The organism is Bradyrhizobium sp. USDA 241 (genome assembly GCF_049739505.1).
Taxonomy (GTDB): domain Bacteria; phylum Pseudomonadota; class Alphaproteobacteria; order Rhizobiales; family Xanthobacteraceae; genus Bradyrhizobium; species Bradyrhizobium liaoningense.
Window position 1 is genome coordinate 16,375 of record NZ_JBMGPZ010000005.1, and the last position, 17,184, is coordinate 33,558.

Annotated in this window: 14 protein-coding genes and 4 pseudogenes; 10 read left to right on the forward strand and 8 right to left on the reverse strand. The window is 60.9% G+C overall.

Annotation, left to right across the window (positions count from 1 at the left end; translation table 11 throughout):
• Positions 1-10: 10 nt before the first annotated feature.
• From nodU to ABIF91_RS21820, 4 genes and pseudogenes are all read left to right on the forward strand, one after another.
• Positions 11-1,714: a nodulation protein NodU gene (gene nodU / locus ABIF91_RS21805; protein ID WP_424579383.1), complete on the forward strand. Its 1,704-nt coding sequence runs from the start codon at positions 11-13 to the stop codon at positions 1,712-1,714.
• 1 nt (position 1,715) lies between these two features.
• Positions 1,716-2,636, forward strand: a complete 921-nt coding sequence (gene nodI / locus ABIF91_RS21810) for a nodulation factor ABC transporter ATP-binding protein NodI (protein ID WP_424579384.1) — start codon at positions 1,716-1,718, stop codon at positions 2,634-2,636.
• Between the two features lie 3 nt (positions 2,637-2,639).
• Positions 2,640-3,428, forward strand: a complete 789-nt coding sequence (locus ABIF91_RS21815) for an ABC transporter permease (protein WP_011084828.1) — start codon at positions 2,640-2,642, stop codon at positions 3,426-3,428.
• A 256-nt stretch (positions 3,429-3,684) separates the two neighbouring features.
• A pseudogene (locus tag ABIF91_RS21820) lies at positions 3,685-5,510 on the forward strand (carbamoyltransferase family protein); the annotation flags it as partial.
• Between the two features lie 2 nt (positions 5,511-5,512).
• Here the strand turns inward: ABIF91_RS21820 and ABIF91_RS21825 are convergent.
• A protein-coding gene (locus ABIF91_RS21825; RefSeq protein WP_110115998.1) for an IS5 family transposase occupies positions 5,513-6,273 on the reverse strand; the annotation gives its coding sequence in 2 pieces (ribosomal slippage) (positions 5,513-5,934 and positions 5,934-6,273; 762 coding nt in all).
• Positions 6,274-6,712: 439 nt separating this feature from the next.
• On the opposite strand from ABIF91_RS21825, the gene ABIF91_RS21830 reads away from it, so the two are divergent.
• Positions 6,713-7,825, forward strand: coding sequence for a nodulation protein NodZ (locus ABIF91_RS21830; protein ID WP_080660152.1), 1,113 nt, complete (start codon positions 6,713-6,715; stop codon positions 7,823-7,825).
• A gap of 73 nt (positions 7,826-7,898) precedes the next feature.
• Here the strand turns inward: ABIF91_RS21830 and ABIF91_RS21835 are convergent, their stop codons facing one another.
• Complete coding sequence (locus tag ABIF91_RS21835; protein ID WP_063712394.1) at positions 7,899-8,549, reverse strand: UPF0149 family protein; 651 nt, start codon at positions 8,547-8,549, stop codon at positions 7,899-7,901.
• A pseudogene (locus tag ABIF91_RS21840) lies at positions 8,546-8,893 on the reverse strand (IS66 family transposase); the annotation flags it as partial. The pseudogene ABIF91_RS21840 and the gene ABIF91_RS21835, both read right to left, overlap by 4 nt.
• A 97-nt stretch (positions 8,894-8,990) precedes the next feature.
• Here ABIF91_RS21840 and tnpA (ABIF91_RS21845) point away from each other — a divergent pair.
• Genes tnpA (ABIF91_RS21845) through ABIF91_RS21860 form a run of 4 tightly spaced genes read left to right on the forward strand, consistent with a single transcriptional unit; the run spans position 8,991 to position 12,014 of the window.
• Complete coding sequence (gene tnpA / locus ABIF91_RS21845; RefSeq protein ID WP_424578819.1) at positions 8,991-9,413, forward strand: IS66-like element accessory protein TnpA; 423 nt, start codon at positions 8,991-8,993, stop codon at positions 9,411-9,413.
• Positions 9,410-9,766, forward strand: coding sequence for an IS66 family insertion sequence element accessory protein TnpB (gene tnpB, locus ABIF91_RS21850; protein ID WP_018273742.1), 357 nt, complete (start codon positions 9,410-9,412; stop codon positions 9,764-9,766). Before tnpA (ABIF91_RS21845) ends, tnpB (ABIF91_RS21850) begins: the two co-directional genes overlap by 4 nt.
• A 50-nt stretch (positions 9,767-9,816) precedes the next feature.
• Positions 9,817-11,367, forward strand: coding sequence for an IS66 family transposase (gene tnpC, locus ABIF91_RS21855; RefSeq protein WP_035681142.1), 1,551 nt, complete (start codon positions 9,817-9,819; stop codon positions 11,365-11,367).
• Complete coding sequence (locus tag ABIF91_RS21860; RefSeq protein ID WP_063712394.1) at positions 11,364-12,014, forward strand: UPF0149 family protein; 651 nt, start codon at positions 11,364-11,366, stop codon at positions 12,012-12,014. The genes tnpC (ABIF91_RS21855) and ABIF91_RS21860 overlap by 4 nt, the downstream gene beginning before the upstream one ends.
• 57 nt (positions 12,015-12,071) lie before the next feature.
• Here ABIF91_RS21860 and tnpC (ABIF91_RS21865) read toward each other — a convergent pair.
• The 5 genes and pseudogenes from tnpC (ABIF91_RS21865) to tnpA (ABIF91_RS21885) all read right to left on the reverse strand — a co-directional run.
• Positions 12,072-13,265 (reverse strand): annotated as a pseudogene (gene tnpC / locus ABIF91_RS21865) (IS66 family transposase); the annotation flags it as partial.
• Between the two features lie 50 nt (positions 13,266-13,315).
• Positions 13,316-13,585 carry an IS66 family insertion sequence element accessory protein TnpB gene (gene tnpB, locus ABIF91_RS21870; protein WP_424579811.1) on the reverse strand — a complete coding sequence of 90 codons (270 nt, stop codon included), beginning with the start codon at positions 13,583-13,585 and terminating at the stop codon, positions 13,316-13,318.
• Positions 13,586-13,692: 107 nt separating this feature from the next.
• Positions 13,693-14,822 (reverse strand): IS3-like element ISRj2 family transposase gene (locus tag ABIF91_RS21875; protein WP_129557670.1). Its coding sequence is split into 2 segments (ribosomal slippage): positions 13,693-14,570 and positions 14,570-14,822, totalling 1,131 coding nucleotides; the frame shifts between segments, so codons are not numbered across the junction.
• Positions 14,823-14,910: 88 nt separating this feature from the next.
• Positions 14,911-15,039: pseudogene (gene tnpB / locus ABIF91_RS21880) on the reverse strand (IS66 family insertion sequence element accessory protein TnpB); the annotation flags it as partial.
• Positions 15,036-15,458 carry an IS66-like element accessory protein TnpA gene (tnpA, locus tag ABIF91_RS21885; protein ID WP_424578819.1) on the reverse strand — a complete coding sequence of 141 codons (423 nt, stop codon included), beginning with the start codon at positions 15,456-15,458 and terminating at the stop codon, positions 15,036-15,038. The pseudogene tnpB (ABIF91_RS21880) and the gene tnpA (ABIF91_RS21885), both read right to left, overlap by 4 nt.
• 800 nt (positions 15,459-16,258) lie before the next feature.
• Here tnpA (ABIF91_RS21885) and ABIF91_RS21890 point away from each other — a divergent pair.
• Positions 16,259-17,095 (forward strand): SDR family NAD(P)-dependent oxidoreductase, encoded by an 837-nt coding sequence (locus ABIF91_RS21890; RefSeq protein ID WP_011084833.1) that lies wholly within the window; start codon positions 16,259-16,261, stop codon positions 17,093-17,095.
• Positions 17,096-17,184: the final 89 nt, after the last annotated feature.

Consider the following 17,184-nt stretch of genomic DNA (forward strand, 5'->3'; position numbering starts at 1 on the left):
AGGAGGACGTATGCGCATCTGCGGAATAAAGTTGACACATGACGGAGCAATTGCTGTCGTCGAGGACGGTCGGCGTCTTTTTTGCGTCGAGCAAGAGAAGCGCGGCAATGGTCCTCGCTATCAGTCCGTCGACAATCTCGATGCAGTCGACTTCGCCTTGGCGGAGCATGGCCTGAATCCGCGCGACATCGATCAGTTCGTGATTGATGGCTGGGACGGGGAGAATGAATCGCAGTTCCAGCTCCTAAGCGGAGCGGTGCCGGTCGCGCTAAAAGGCGCGCCATATGTCGAGCGTCATGCTGAGGGCCTCCTTGATTCCGTCGACTGCTATGGCCTCCTCCTCGGAGGCGAGGAGTTTCCATATAAGAGCTACCCGCATGTCACGGGCCATGTCGCCTCAGCATATAGCACCAGTCCTTTCGCCAGCGCGGGGAAACCCGCGTTGTGTCTGGTATGGGACGGCTGTATCTTTCCACGCCTTTACTATGTCGAGCCCCAGGGCGCGCGGCTCATCGGATCGCTGTTTCCGATGATTGGCCATGCCTATGCCGCCGCGGGCCTTCACTTCGGCCCATACCGGCAGCCGAACCGCTCCAGTTGGGATTTGGGCATTGCTGGCAAGCTGATGGCCTACATCGAGCTTGGTTCCGTGGACGAAAGCATCGTGGAAGTGTTCCAGGAGCTTTATGAAACGCGCTTAGCGGCTGACACGGAGCAGGCTCGTCGCTACCGCGAAAACATCAAAAATGCGGAAGCGTCTCTCGCAGTTATTCACGACTTCTTCGAGTCAAGCGCATTGCGCCTGAAGGCCAAGCGCGCGGAGGACGTCCTCGCGTCGTTTCATGTGTTTCTGGAACGTCTTCTCGTTAAGGAGATCGCGATGGTTCTGCTACGGCACTCGTCGCTTCCGGGAGCGCGAAATCTATGCATCGCCGGAGGTTGCGGTCTCAACATCAAATGGAACAGCGCGCTTCGCGCGACCGGATTATTCGATGATGTCTGGGTGCCGCCGTTTCCAAATGACAGTGGCTCGGCAATCGGCGCGGCGTGCGGCGCTATGGCAGCGCAAGATGGCTTCGAGCCGTTGGAATGGTCAGTTTACAGTGGCCCCGCCCTGCAGGAGAGCGAGGTTCCGCCGGACTGGGAGGCGGCGCCGTGCAGTCTGCCTGAACTTGCCTCGATTCTTGCTGACAACAAGCCCGTCATCTTTCTTTCCGGGTGTGCCGGGCTCGGGCCGCGGGCGTTGGGCGGTAGAAGCATTCTTGCGGCCCCAACGTCCCCGGAGATGAAGGATCATCTCAACGACATCAAACGGCGCGAACACTTCCGGCCGGTGGTGCCGATCTGTCTGGAAGATCGTGCGCCGGAGATCTTCAGCCCGGGTACGCCAGATCCTTACATGCTATTCGATCACCAAACCCGGGCGAATTGGCGCGACAAGGCAGTGGTACATCTCGACGGCTCGGCGCGGCTGCAGACAATTTCCCGCAACTCTCCTCACAAAATTGCTGCGCTTCTCATCGAATTTGAGCAACTCACCGGCATTCCGCTGCTCTGCACCACGAGCGCCAACCTCCATGGACGGGGATTCTTTCCCGATGCTGCGGCGGCATGCCAATGGGGGCGCGTCGAGCATGTGTGGTGCGAGGGCATGCTCTGGAGCAAAACGGTCATCAAGAAGTCATCGCCTACGGAACGACTTCTGTCAGCCTAAGATGAACATGTCCAATATGGCGATCGACCTTGTCGGCGTGAGAAAGTCATTCGGGGACAAGGTTATCGTCAATGACCTGTCGTTCTCGGTTGCGCGCGGAGAGTGCTTCGGGCTGCTTGGGCCAAATGGAGCTGGCAAAAGTACGATTGCACGCATGCTCCTCGGCATGATTTCCCCCGATCGAGGCAAGATTACGGTCCTCGATGAGCCTGTGCCTTCCCGCGCTCGTGCGGCGCGCGTGCGCGTAGGCGTGGTGCCGCAGTTCGATAACCTTGAGCCCGAGTTCACCGTGCGGGAGAACCTGCTTGTGTTTGGCCGCTATTTCGGCATGAGCGCTCGCACGATCGAAGCGGTTGTGGCCTCGTTGCTTGAGTTTGCGCGGCTTGAAAGCAAGGCGGACGTGCGCGTCTCCCTTTTGTCCGGTGGTATGAAGCGGCGGCTGACGCTGGCGCGCGCTCTGATCAATGATCCACATCTACTCGTGATGGACGAGCCGACGACGGGGCTCGATCCGCATGCTCGCCACCTGATCTGGGAACGCCTGCGGGCTCTTCTTGCGCGCGGCAAGACGATCCTCTTGACCACTCACTTCATGGAAGAGGCCGAACGCCTTTGCGATCGGCTATGCGTGCTTGAGAGTGGATGCAAAATCGCCGAAGGCAAGCCAGACGCCTTGATCGACGAGCATATCGGCTGCAACGTGATCGAGATCTATGGCGGTGATCTAGATCAACTCCGGGAGCTGATCAGGCCGTATGCGCGGCATATCGAAGTGAGTGGAGAGACGCTTTTTTGTTACGCGCGATGTCCGGACGAAATCAGCGTGCACCTGCGCGGGCGAACGGACCTTCGCGTTCTGCAGCGCCCCCCGAATCTCGAAGACGTGTTTTTGCGGTTGACCGGGCGCGAGATGGAGAAATGAGCGATGGATGATGGTTATGCGTCGGTCATGCCGGCTAATGCGTACAATTGGACCGCGGTATGGCGTCGAAATTACTTGGCATGGAGGAAAGTCGCGCTTGCATCGCTTCTCGGCAACCTCGCAGATCCCATAACCAATCTGTTTGGCCTTGGCTTTGGGCTCGGACTCATTGTGGGACGGGTTGAGGGGACTTCGTACATTGCGTTTTTGGCGGCGGGTATGGTCGCGATTAGCGCTATGACATCCGCGACCTTTGAAACTCTGTACGCAGCCTTTGCTCGGATGGATGTCAAGCGCACCTGGGAGGGAATTTTGTTCACACAGCTCACGCTTGGCGATATCGTTCTAGGTGAGTTGGTGTGGGCGGCCAGTAAGTCCGTTCTAGCCGGGACAGCAATCGGGATTGTCGCTGCCACCCTGGGTTATGCATCCTGGACGTCGGTTCTTTGTGCGATACCGACAATCGCCCTTACGGGCCTTGTCTTCGCCAGCCTGGCAATGGTCGTCATATCTCTTGCGCCAACTTACGATTACTTCGTGTTTTACCAGTCGCTCGTCCTTACGCCCATGGTGTTCTTGTGTGGCGCGGTCTTTCCGACGAGCCAAATGCCCGACTCATTTCAGCACTTTGCCGGCTTGTTGCCGCTGGCACATTCGGTCGACCTTATTCGCCCAGTGATGCTTGAGCGCGGCGCCGACAATGCCGCCCTACACGTAGGCGCGCTCTGCGTTTACGCGGTCTTGCCCTTTTTCGCGTCGATCGCGTTATTTCGGCGCCGCCTGCTGCGTTGACGTGAGTTCAGCGAAACGGAGAAAGTCAAAGCGATGCAGTGTCATGATGCGTTCCGCGGTAGCTCGCGAGTGACCTGGTCTGTCACAGCAGCTTGTGAAACGGCCTTGAGAAGCCGCGATCGAGCCAGCTCTACGGCCGCCTGTTCGGCCGATCGGACCTTGCAAAGTCGTGTTGTGCTGCCTGGCACGCGCACCGGCTGCGCGTGACTGTACAGATTAGATCGGTGGGACGGCATGGCCTTCCATGGAGAACGGGATGTTGAGCATAGGACTGAGTGGCGGCCTTGACAGAATCTATGAAAGCTCTCCGGAGCTGCCGAATACATTTCTTCACGATGGCGCTGCGGTACTTGTGCAGGACGGCCGCGTAATTGCTGCTGTCGAAGAGGAGCGCCTCAACCGCGTCAAGCACTCCAACAAGTTCCCCAGCAATTCGATCCGATACTGCCTTTCTACCGCAGGAGTCGAGCTCGGCGACATCGACCGTATCGCGTTCTACGCGACTGAAGCTTACTGCAAAGCCATGCTCGAGCGCCTTTCTGTTTCTCAGCCCGTTCCGTTGGACCCCAAACTGTTGCTGCGGCAGCTGTTGGCACGGGAATTCGGGGCCGAGATCGATCCGTCCGGGTTTCCTTCGTGAATCACCACGAAGTACATGCCGTGAGCGCGTTTGCCATGTCCGGGTTCGAGCAAAGTCTGGTGTTTGCGATCGACGGCGGGGGCGATTTTCTCTCAGGCTTAATGGCGGTAGGGTCCGGGACCGTAATTGCGCAGCTTGTAAGTTTCCCGGAACACAACTCTCTTGGGCTGTTCTATCTCGAGACGATCCGATATCTCGGCTGCGGGATGTTCGACGAATACAAAGTGATGGGGCTTGCACCGTATGGTGATCCCGATCGCTATCGCGAGCTCTTCGCGCAGTTCTACGAGTTGTTGGACAGCGGTGGCTATCGCGTTCACCTGGATCGAATCGGACCAGCCCTTTTGCGCAACATCCAGGTTCGGCGAAAGGGAATGCCATTCACCCAACAGCATCGAGATGTCAGCGCGTCGCTGCAGGAAGCGCTGGAGCGGATCGTGTTTCACACCCTGCGGCACCATCGTAAAGCGACGGGCATGACACGCCTGTGCCTAGCTGGCGGGGTGGCCCATAATTGCACGCTGAACGGTAAGCTGCTTTATTCCGGGCTACTTGACGACATCTTTGTTCAACCCGCGGCGCACGACGCCGGTTGCGCACTCGGCGCTGCATTAATGGTATCAAGCGAGCTAGGCAGGCCAGCGCCGCGCGAGCGACTGCCGGACGTTTATTGGGGGCCCGATCTTGGGAACGAGCAAGCCACAGAGCTTGAGCTCAACGCATGGTCAGGCCACCTCGACATTCAACGAAGTGATGACATAGCATCCAGTGCGGCGGACTGGATGGCAAATGGCGCTGTAATCGGCTGGGTTCAGGGGCGCTCTGAGTTCGGCCCACGTGCGCTTGGTAACCGCAGCATTCTAGCGGACCCGCGGCCTGCGGAAAACAAGGATCGCATCAACGCGGTGGTCAAGAAGCGCGAGAGCTATCGCCCCTTTGCGCCATCTGCATTAGAGGAGGATGCGAGCGAGTTCTTTGAGCTCCCCGACGGCACGCGGCAGCTCCCCTTCATGAACTTCGTAGTTCGCGTGCGTGAAGCCAAGGGTAACGTGCTCGGTGCGATCACGCACGTTGATGGGACGGCTCGGCTGCAGACCGTATCGCGCAAGACAAACCCCGCCTACTGGGACGTCATTAATGCGTTCAAGAAGCGAACGAGCCTTCCGATTCTTCTAAATACCTCATTTAACAACAATGCCGAGCCGATCGTGCAGTCCGTGTCAGATGCGATCACCACGTTTTTGACGACTGATCTGGACGGACTTGTTGTTGGGCCGTTCCTCGTCAGGAAGCGGCCAGCATCACTGCAGGATTGGAGTGCGCTGGCTGCGTCATTGCCGCCGTACGCATCCCTTCATCGTGTTCGCTCCCACATAGCGCCAGATCGGCAGGAAACGGTCTGCGAGATCCGCATGGGACATTCCGCCCACTCTAGGGTCCAGACTCAATTGAGCCAATATGCGACGAGAGCGGCGAGATGAACAGCGGCCAAAAAATTACGGGCGAGCTTGTCATATCGCGTGGCGATGCGCCGGAAGTCCTTGAGCCTGCAAAAGCAGCGTTCGATGACATTTCGTCCTTTGTAGGCGCGTTTGTTGAAGCGATGGATGACGACACGGTTAGATTTATTGGGGATTACGGGCTTGGCGCCACGACGAATGATTTCGCCGCGAAGCTTGTCGCCATCATACCCTTTGTCGGCGAGGAGCACGCTCATGGGTGGCGCGAGCGCCAGGACATCGGGAGCCGCAGCGATATCGGCATCCTGGCCTGGAGTCAGATGCAGGACGACCGGCCGGCAGAGCGGATCGCTCAGCGCATGGATTTTTGTCGTGCGGCCTCCGCGCGAGCGGCCGATTGCTTGATTGTGCTCCCCCCTTTTCCGCCGGAGGCACACCGGTGAGCTTTAATCGAGGTCGAGTCGAGCGACAGTACGACGCCGTCTTCGCCAGGCTTGGCCAGCGCTTCGAAGATTGCGCACCATCGTCCTCGCTTGGCCCAGCGATTGAAGCGATTGTAGATCGTCGTGTAAGGGCCGTATTCACGTGGACAATCACGCCATCGTGCACCCGATTGCAGCATGTGAATGATGCCGCTGACGATGCGTCGGTCGTCGTCCCGATCCGGCCCCGTCAGTCCCCTCGGCAGATGCGGTTCGATACGCGCCCATTGCCTGTCGTTCAGCCAAAACAAACCAGCGCGCATTCTCTCGCCCCCGAATCAACACGTAGGCAAGAGAATCACGTGGCGCTATTTAGGTACAGACCCTAGTATGCGTATCTCACCTGAGCTTTTCGAGATCTTGATGCGAATCGAGGGCGAGGCGTCGCTCGGGTCGCTTTTCGACACAGCCCTGCTGGACCAGGCCAAGCGTGAAGATCTTGTGAAGGAATTGCGGCTCGTATGGGAGCTTCGGGGCGTTCGCCTGCATCCGCTGCACGCGGCTTGCGGTCACGATAATGTACAAAGCGGAACATAGCCATGACTCATGCGCATGGCCACGCCCATGCGTGCATGTGAGGGGACCAGGCCATCCGATGCAGAGCGGGGCATCGGGCATCGGGCTTCGGGCAGGTCGATGCAACACCGTTGAAGAAAGGACGATCGTATTGAGAGAACGCGGCCCGTCACGGATAGCCCTGCTATGAAGTTCTGCCGATGCAGCTCGCCGGCACCGCGATTTCAGGCCGTGACGCCGGGCGAGAAGATACGCGAGACGTCTGTACTGACGTCTCTTGTCCAACCAGGAGCGCGCGAAAAGGCAAGGCAGATGGTTAGCGGTTCGAGCAATGATCGGTTCGTAGTGTCCCGGCGACGTACGGGGTTTGGCGACTGTCTGTGGTCACTCGCGGCAGCCTGGCGATTTGCAAAGCAGACAGGACGGACGCTAGCCATTGATTGGCGGGGATCTTGTTATCTTGATGAACCATTCACCAATGCCTTTCCAGTCTTCTTCGAACCGGTTGAAGACATTGGCGGAGTGCGAGTAATTTGCGATGACGACATCAATACGCGTTCGTTTCCAGGACCATTCTTTCCAACATGGTGGAACAAGCCATCTTTCGATTGCATCTATCGACCGGACGAGCAGATTTTCAGGGAACGCGATCAACTCGATCAACTGTTCCAAAGTCAGAGAGATAGTGACGCTAACACGGTTGTGTGTGATGCCTGCCTGATGTGGCGCTGCGATCAGGAAGCGGAACGAGAAATCTTCCGGAGTATTAAGCCGCGGCCTGAAATTCAGGCCCGGATTGATGCTATCTACCGCGAGCACTTTGAGCCGTACAGCGTAATCGGCATTCATGTCCGGCATGGCAATGGCGAAGATATTATGGGGCATGCCCCTTACTGGGCGGACACGGAGCGCGCCTTGCGGCAGATCTACAATGCCATTGATGAGGCCAGGAGTTTATCCCACGCAAAACCTGTGAGGGCGTTCCTGTGCACGGACAGTGCGCTCGTCCTCGAGCAGGTTTCGGTTAAATTTCCCGATGTCTTCGCGATTCCAAAGCAGTTCCAGGCGCCTCAAGCGGGCCCATTGCACCATCCCGCCCTCGGAGCTGAAGGCGGCTTTTCTGCCCTCACCGAGATGTATCTCCTTGCCCGCTGCGACACGGTGATCCGTTTTCCGCCAACGAGCGCTTTTACGCGCTATGCGCGTCTTTTCGCCCCACGCGTTATAGAATTCGATTTGAACGATCCGGGCCGGTTGATCCTGATTGAAGACAACTCGCAAGCGCTTATGGCTTCGTGAAAGTCGCAAACCCGCGTGATCGATCGTAAACGGTACGAGAGGCCCACGGAGCCACGGACTTGGTGCGGACGGCCTACGCACCGCGCTTGAAGCGTATAGGCATCCAGAACTGCCGGAGGGCCTCGACGGTTGCTGGAATGTTGCGCCAGGCGTTTTGGATGATGGGCTGCGTTCCCAGCGTGCGCCGGGCCGGGGGTAGCAAGGGTCGACCGGCGTCGTCGATGCAATGGACCAAGATCGGCCGCAGCATAAGGTGTTCGGTTCCATTCGGGGGGAGAAGCCGCGACCAGACGAGAAGCCGAAGCTTCATGACGGCGTAGAAGCCCATGCACCAGGGCTGCGGGTCGACTTCGCCGTCCGGTGATCGCACGAACAGCGGCTCGAAGCTCTCCGGTCTCGTCGACAGCGTCTCGCTGATAGCGTTGTGGCGCATCAGCGTGGCGGCGATTGCCGAGAACTCCTCGGTGTCGTGATTGAAGGCGTCGGGATCTACGCCGAGGAGCGGGCACACCCATTCCTCGGACGCCATCGAGACCGGCCCGGCGACGACCGCGGCCACCGCGCCATCGAGCATGGAGAGCGACGTCGCCCGCGGATGCCGAAGCGTCGGCGACCTGGCGCGCTTGCTGATCCATTGCCCGAGCCGTTCGAACGACATGGCATAGTCCGCCATCGTCGTCTTGCGTGCTTTTCGCGTTCCCCGCCCTTGCTTCGGCTTCGTCATGCCACGGCCCGCTTTTCGGCTTCGCGTGCGGCCTTCCAGTTCCAGGCCAGAAGTTCGTGAAGCTGGTTGGTCTTCGTGGCGCCGCTCACCATGCGATCGAGAACGTCGACGAGATACGCCTCGGGGTCGAGGCCATTCAATTTCGCTGTGTTAAGAAGCGAAGCGAGTATCGCCCAGGTCTCGCCCCCGCCTTCGTCACCACTGAACAACGAGTTCTTTTTTCCGATCGCAATTGGCCTGATCGATCGTTCGACCGTGTTGGTGTCCGGCTCGAGCCGCCCGTCATCCAGGAACGTCGTCAGGCCCTGCCAGCGTTCGAGCATGTAGTCGATCGCCTTGATGAGCGTCGAGCGATAGCGGTACGACGACCCCACCTCGTTTAGGTGGACGGGATGAGCGAGACTCGCGCGTGGATTTGACAACGCGAGGGACGCTCGTTCCATGCATCAAGACAGACATCAAGACGGGCATGATGCCGCCTCCTATCAGCGGATCGAGGTGATCACAGGGGAGAGGCGACGGCGCAGTTGGAGCGATGCGGAGAAGGCGCGGATCGTGGCCGAGAGTGCCGATCCGGAGACGAGCATTTCCGAGGTGGCTCGACGCAACGGGGTGAACCGGGGACTGCTCAGTGTGTGGCGGCGCCAGGCGCGGCTCGCGTCGAGCGAAGCGCCGCAGTTCGTGCAAGTCAGGCTCCAGGCCGCCGTCGAGGCGCAGCCGAACGCGATCGATAAGGCGCATGTTCTGACGGATCCGGCCGAGCGGATCGAGGTGATGATCGCGGGCGCGACGGTGCGCGTGCCCGTCGGCGTCGACGCCGCGACGCTGGAGCGCGTGCTGGCGGCGGTGAGATCGACGCGATGATCTCTTTCGGTCCAATGGTCCGTGTGTTCGTCGCGACGCAGCCGATTGACTTTCGTAAAGGCGTTCATGGCCTTGTCGCGCTGGTAGCGGAGGGATTAGGCGGCAAGCCCTACAGCGGTGACGTTTATGTCTTCCGATCGAAGCGATCGGATCGTTTGAAGCTACTGGTTTTTGACGGCTCGGGAATGGTTCTAGCGACGAAGTGGCTGGAGAATGGGGGCTTTGCCTGGCCACCTGTTCGCGAGGGTACGATGCCGGTGACGGGGGCGCAACTGGCGATGCTGATTGAAGGTCTTGCGGAGTGGTCGCGTGTGGTCCCGAAGGTGACGAAGCGGCCGACGAAGGTTGCCTGAAGCGTCTTGTTTTGCTGGCGATTGCGAGTGCGTTCGTGTAGCTCTGCGATATGGCGCTTCGCCCCGAAGATCTCCCCTCTGACCCTGCGGCTCTTGCCGAGATGGTGCTGGCTTTCGAAGGCGAGAACGATGATCTGCGCGCAGAGATCGCCACGTTGAAGAGCCTGATCTTCGGCGCACGATCGGAGCGCGCGGCGATCGTCTGCGCCGAACAGATCGCGTTTGATCTGGAACGGACCGCCGGCTCACAGCTCCCGGCCAATGACGACAAACCGGACGCGCCGCGGCCGGAGCGGCGCAAAGCGAAGCGCAACATCGGCGCGCTGCCGGCGCATCTGCCTCGGGTCGAGCGGGTGATCGAGCCGGCGTCCACGCTGTGCCCGTGCTGCACGGGTCAGATGCATCGGATCGGCGAGGAGAGCAGCGAAGCGCTCGATCGGGTTCCCGCGTGGCTGCGCGTGCTCCGCACGATCCGTCCAAAATACGCCTGCCGCTCCTGTGAGGGCCCGATTGTCCAGGCCCCGGCACCGGCGCGGCTCGTCGAGGGCGGCATGGCAACGACGGCGCTGATCGCGCATATCGCCGCGGCCAAATATGCCTGGCAATCGACGCTCTATCGCCAGACGCAGATCCTGGCGGGTCAGGGTGTCGTCGTCGACCGTCAGACGCTGGCGCGCTGGATGGGGAGCGCGGCGTGGCTGGTCAGGGGCCTCTACGATCTGCAACTGAAGACTATGCACGGCTTCGAGCGGCTGTTCTGCGACGAGACGCCGATGCCAGTGCTCGATCCGGGACGCGGCCGCACGAGGATCTGCCAGTTCTGGGCGCACGCGACGGACGATCGGGCGTGGAAGGGGCCGGCGCCGCCGGCGGTCGCCTACGTGTTCGCAGGTGGTCGCGGCAAAAAGGAGATCGTGGCGCAGTTAGCCGGCTTCGAAGGCGTGCTGCAAGTCGACGGCTATGCCGCCTACGCCTCGCTGGCGGGCGATGCGATGATGTCGGGCCAGATCCAGCTGGCGTATTGTCTCGTTCACGCGCGCCGCAACTTCGTGAGGGTGCACAAGACGACGAACTCACCCTTCGCCGCGGAGGTCATCGAGCGCATTGCGGCCGTCTACGCGATCGAGGAGAGGATCCGCGGTCTCGATGCTGGGGAACGCCGCGCGACGCGACAGGCCGAGACGAAGCCGCTGATGGAGGCGTTGAGGGCCCGTCTGATCGCGGTGAAGGACGGGATCTCCCGCCGCTCGACGCTCATCAAGGCGATCGACTACATGCTCGAACGCTGGCAGGGCCTGACGACGTTCCTGGATGACGGGCGGCTCGAGCCGGACACCAACACGGTCGAACGATCGATCAGGCCAATTGCGATCGGAAAAAAGAACTCGTTGTTCAGTGGTGACGAAGGCGGGGGCGAGACCTGGGCGATACTCGCTTCGCTTCTTAACACAGCGAAATTGAATGGCCTCGACCCCGAGGCGTATCTCGTCGACGTTCTCGATCGCATGGTGAGCGGCGCCACGAAGACCAACCAGCTTCACGAACTTCTGGCCTGGAACTGGAAGGCCGCACGCGAAGCCGAAAAGCGGGCCGTGGCATGACGAAGCCGAAGCAAGGGCGGGGAACGCGAAAAGCACGCAAGACGACGATGGCGGACTATGCCATGTCGTTCGAACGGCTCGGGCAATGGATCAGCAAGCGCGCCAGGTCGCCGACGCTTCGGCATCCGCGGGCGACGTCGCTCTCCATGCTCGATGGCGCGGTGGCCGCGGTCGTCGCCGGGCCGGTCTCGATGGCGTCCGAGGAATGGGTGTGCCCGCTCCTCGGCGTAGATCCCGACGCCTTCAATCACGACACCGAGGAGTTCTCGGCAATCGCCGCCACGCTGATGCGCCACAACGCTATCAGCGAGACGCTGTCGACGAGACCGGAGAGCTTCGAGCCGCTGTTCGTGCGATCACCGGACGGCGAAGTCGACCCGCAGCCCTGGTGCATGGGCTTCTACGCCGTCATGAAGCTTCGGCTTCTCGTCTGGTCGCGGCTTCTCCCCCCGAATGGAACCGAACACCTTATGCTGCGGCCGATCTTGGTCCATTGCATCGACGACGCCGGTCGACCCTTGCTACCCCCGGCCCGGCGCACGCTGGGAACGCAGCCCATCATCCAAAACGCCTGGCGCAACATTCCAGCAACCGTCGAGGCCCTCCGGCAGTTCTGGATGCCTATACGCTTCAAGCGCGGTGCGTAGGCCGTCCGCACCAAGTCCGTGGCTCCGTGGGCCTCTCGTACCGTTTACCGTCGAGCGGCGGGAGATCCCGTCCTTCACCGCGATCAGACGGGCCCTCAACGCCTCCATCAGCGGCTTCGTCTCGGCCTGTCGCGTCGCGCGGCGTTCCCCAGCATCGAGACCGCGGATCCTCTCCTCGATCGCGTAGACGGCCGCAATGCGCTCGATGACCTCCGCGGCGAAGGGTGAGTTCGTCGTCTTGTGCACCCTCACGAAGTTGCGGCGCGCGTGAACGAGACAATACGCCAGCTGGATCTGGCCCGACATCATCGCATCGCCCGCCAGCGAGGCGTAGGCGGCATAGCCGTCGACTTGCAGCACGCCTTCGAAGCCGGCTAACTGCGCCACGATCTCCTTTTTGCCGCGACCACCTGCGAACACGTAGGCGACCGCCGGCGGCGCCGGCCCCTTCCACGCCCGATCGTCCGTCGCGTGCGCCCAGAACTGGCAGATCCTCGTGCGGCCGCGTCCCGGATCGAGCACTGGCATCGGCGTCTCGTCGCAGAACAGCCGCTCGAAGCCGTGCATAGTCTTCAGTTGCAGATCGTAGAGGCCCCTGACCAGCCACGCCGCGCTCCCCATCCAGCGCGCCAGCGTCTGACGGTCGACGACGACACCCTGACCCGCCAGGATCTGCGTCTGGCGATAGAGCGTCGATTGCCAGGCATATTTGGCCGCGGCGATATGCGCGATCAGCGCCGTCGTTGCCATGCCGCCCTCGACGAGCCGCGCCGGTGCCGGGGCCTGGACAATCGGGCCCTCACAGGAGCGGCAGGCGTATTTTGGACGGATCGTGCGGAGCACGCGCAGCCACGCGGGAACCCGATCGAGCGCTTCGCTGCTCTCCTCGCCGATCCGATGCATCTGACCCGTGCAGCACGGGCACAGCGTGGACGCCGGCTCGATCACCCGCTCGACCCGAGGCAGATGCGCCGGCAGCGCGCCGATGTTGCGCTTCGCTTTGCGCCGCTCCGGCCGCGGCGCGTCCGGTTTGTCGTCATTGGCCGGGAGCTGTGAGCCGGCGGTCCGTTCCAGATCAAACGCGATCTGTTCGGCGCAGACGATCGCCGCGCGCTCCGATCGTGCGCCGAAGATCAGGCTCTTCAACGTGGCGATCTCTGCGCGCAGATCATCGTTCTCGCCTTCGAAAGCCAGCACCATCTCGGCAAGAGCCGCAGGGTCAGAGGGGAGATCTTCGGGGCGAAGCGCCATATCGCAGAGCTACACGAACGCACTCGCAATCGCCAGCAAAACAAGACGCTTCAGGCAACCTTCGTCGGCCGCTTCGTCACCTTCGGGACCACACGCGACCACTCCGCAAGACCTTCAATCAGCATCGCCAGTTGCGCCCCCGTCACCGGCATCGTACCCTCGCGAACAGGTGGCCAGGCAAAGCCCCCATTCTCCAGCCACTTCGTCGCTAGAACCATTCCCGAGCCGTCAAAAACCAGTAGCTTCAAACGATCCGATCGCTTCGATCGGAAGACATAAACAGAGCTGGCCCCGGTTGTTTGGACAGCGCCCCGCTGGATTTAAGTGGATTCCTGCCGGGTTATGCTGAACGCGGGGCTTTACGGTTTTGTCGTTGCGTCGGGAGGGCGTAGCCCGACCAGAGCGACGACAAAACCGTCGGCGACGGTCATGCGGCCATCACCATAGCTTGCGTGCCGAAGTAAGCCTCGTCGGGCGTGCGCCCGTCAAGGCTCGAGTGAGGGCGTCCCTGATTGTAGAAGGCCAGATACTTGGCAATTGACGCTCGCGCCTCGGACACGCTGTCGTAGGCGCGGAGATATACTTCTTCGTATTTGACCGTGCGCCAGAGCCGCTCGACAAACACGTTGTCGCGCCAGGCGCCCTTGCCGTCCATGCTGATGGCGATCTTCGCGTCCAGCAGCACATCGGTGAACTCGAGGCTGGTGAACTGGCTGCCCTGATCCGTGTTGAAAATCTCGGGCCTGCCGTGCTTCGCCAACGCCTCCTGGACCGCTTCGACGCAGAAGGCCGCCTCCATTGTGATCGAGACGCGATGGGCCAGGACCCGTCGGCTGAACACATCGACGACCGCCGCGAGATAGACGAAGCCACGCCGCATCGGAATGTAGGTGATGTCCATTGCCCACGCATGGTCGGGCCGCTCGATCTTCAATCCGCGCAACAGGTACGGGTAGATCTTGTGACCCGGAGCCGGCTTGCTCGTGTTCGGGCGACGATAGACCGCCTCGATCCCCATGCGCTTCATCAGCGTCGCGATGTGGCGGCGACCGGCGTATACGCCCTCCCGCCGCAGCAACGATCGCAGCATACGCGCTCCCGCGAAGGGATAATCGAGATGCAGCTCATCGAGCCGACGCATCAAGGCAAGGTCCTCGGCCGAAACTGGCCGAGGTTCATAGTAGACCGTGCTGCGAGCCAGCTTCAGGACCTTCGCCTGGCGCACGATAGAAAGATCATGATCGCGGTCGATCATCGCTTTGCGCTCAGCAGGCCCGCCTTGGTGAGCGCGCCGGACAAAAAATCGTTTTCCAACGCCAGCTCGCCGATCTTGGCATGTAACGCCTTCAAATCGACCGGCGTCTCGGCCGATGTCTTGTCATGCCCAAACACGCCGGCGGCGCCTTCCAGGAGCTGGTTTTTCCAGATCGTGATCTGGTTCGGATGAACATCAAACAGTTGCGCCAGCTCCGCCAGTGTCTTGTCGCCTTTGACCGCAGCCAAAGCAACCTTCGCCTTGAATGCCGGAGAATGCGTCCGGCGGCTCTTCTTCGTCATCTTCGCTCCTGATTCGCAGCAAGAATCCTCGCCGCTGTCAGGCAGAAAATCCACTCAAGCTACTGTCCGAATTTGCGGGGCCAGCTCTAACGTCACCGCTGTAGGGCTTGCCGCCTAATCCCTCCGCTACCAGCGCGACAAGGCCATGAACGCCTTTACGAAAGTCAATCGGCTGCGTCGCGACGAACACACGGACCATTGGACCGAAAGAGATCATCGCGTCGATCTCACCGCCGCCAGCACGCGCTCCAGCGTCGCGGCGTCGACGCCGACGGGCACGCGCACCGTCGCGCCCGCGATCATCACCTCGATCCGCTCGGCCGGATCCGTCAGAACATGCGCCTTATCGATCGCGTTCGGCTGCGCCTCGACGGCGGCCTGGAGCCTGACTTGCACGAACTGCGGCGCTTCGCTCGACGCGAGCCGCGCCTGGCGCCGCCACACACTGAGCAGTCCCCGGTTCACCCCGTTGCGTCGAGCCACCTCGGAAATGCTCGTCTCCGGATCGGCACTCTCGGCCACGATCCGCGCCTTCTCCGCATCGCTCCAACTGCGCCGTCGCCTCTCCCCTGTGATCACCTCGATCCGCTGATAGGAGGCGGCATCATGCCCGTCTTGATGTCTGTCTTGATGCATGGAACGAGCGTCCCTCGCGTTGTCAAATCCACGCGCGAGTCTCGCTCATCCCGTCCACCTAAACGAGGTGGGGTCGTCGTACCGCTATCGATCGATCTCACCGCCGCTCTTTACGTCCGATAGCCGTGGAAGTTCTTCTCCGGGCGACGATTTTCTGGCCCGCGGGCTGTCATTGCCGCAACGTTCCAGGGGCGAAGAGAACGAAGCCGCGGCCGAATGCGTTCGGCTAAGGCGCGGCTTCGACAACAACGGCCCTAAAGTGCCGCTGCGTTTTACAGAAGGAGCACGCCTTCGTCTTCGCTTCGGGCGGGCCGCAGACGGAAGCTAAACAACGCTCAATCACGGATGAACATTTCAGCTCGCCAGCTCATGCTTGGAACTAGCGCCGCGAAATCCAGTGCCGCTCAGAGCATGGCGCGATAGATCAAAAGTGGCCGCCGACGAATCTAACGTGCAAGCTTGGTACATCAGTTTTATGTTGGGGCGGCTGATGGCCGTGGCCGTTATCCCCGGGCATTTTTCGACTTCGACGAGAGGCGCCGGCCAGCCGCAGGCTCGTACGGTTGTGCGATCGTGAAAGCGAACGCGGGCTGGGTAGCCCTTTCATGAAGCGGGCGAGTGCTCGCGAACTTACGTAGCAGAGTCACCATCGCTGTCAGAAAGCTCACCTCCGCTGTCTTGAATGCGCCAAGCATTCCGCGTGCGCGACATTAGGACGCAAAACGGAAGCGCATTTACGTACATCGCAGTGGCGCAAATCCTGCTACGCGTGCGCGGGCGCAAAAGTAGAGGAGGCGGCCGTGGGTCTCGATCTGCCAAATGACAATCTGATCCGAGGTCCGCTGCCCGAAGCACATTTGGATCGCCTCGTTGACGCCGTTAATGCGCGCGTTGATCGTGGAGAACCGAAGGTGATGTTACTCACCGGGGCATCGCGCGGAATTGGCCATGCCACTGCCAAGCTATTCTCGGAGGCAGGCTGGCGCATCATTTCTTGCGCACGCCAACCGTTCGACGGCGAGCGATGCCCCTGGGAGGCTGGGAATGACGATCATTTCCAGGTCGACCTCGGCGATCATCGAATGCTGCCGCGCGCAATCACCGAGGTTAAGAAACGCTTGGCCGGTGCGCCCTTGCACGCGCTGGTGAATAATGCGGGTGTGTCGCCGAAAACGCCCACAGGCGATCGGATGACATCGTTGACCACCTCAACCGATACCTGGATGAGGGTCTTTCATCTTAATCTGGTGGCTCCGATCCTGCTGGCGCAGGGTTTGTTTGATGAGCTAAGAGCCGCGTCAGGATCGATCGTGAATGTGACTTCAATCGCGGGCTCGCGGGTGCACCCATTCGCCGGTAGCGCCTATGCGACCTCGAAAGCTGCGCTTGCGAGCCTCACACGCGAATTGGCCCACGACTATGCGCCGCATGGCATTCGCGTCAATGCGATCGCGCCCGGCGAAATCAGGACCGACATGCTGTCGCCCGACGCGGAAGCGCGCGTCGTGGCAAGTATCCCGCTGCGCAGAGTGGGTACTCCGGACGAAGTGGCCAAGGTCATCTTCTTCCTATGCTCGGATGCGGCGAGCTATGTTACGGGTGCCGAGGTGCCGATCAACGGTGGCCAGCATCTGTGAAGCGGCCGGCCCGGCGGCGAAGCTGACTTGAGCTTCCCAACGGACTCACGTTCTCCGCTGACCACGCGCATACAATCAACAGAAAATGA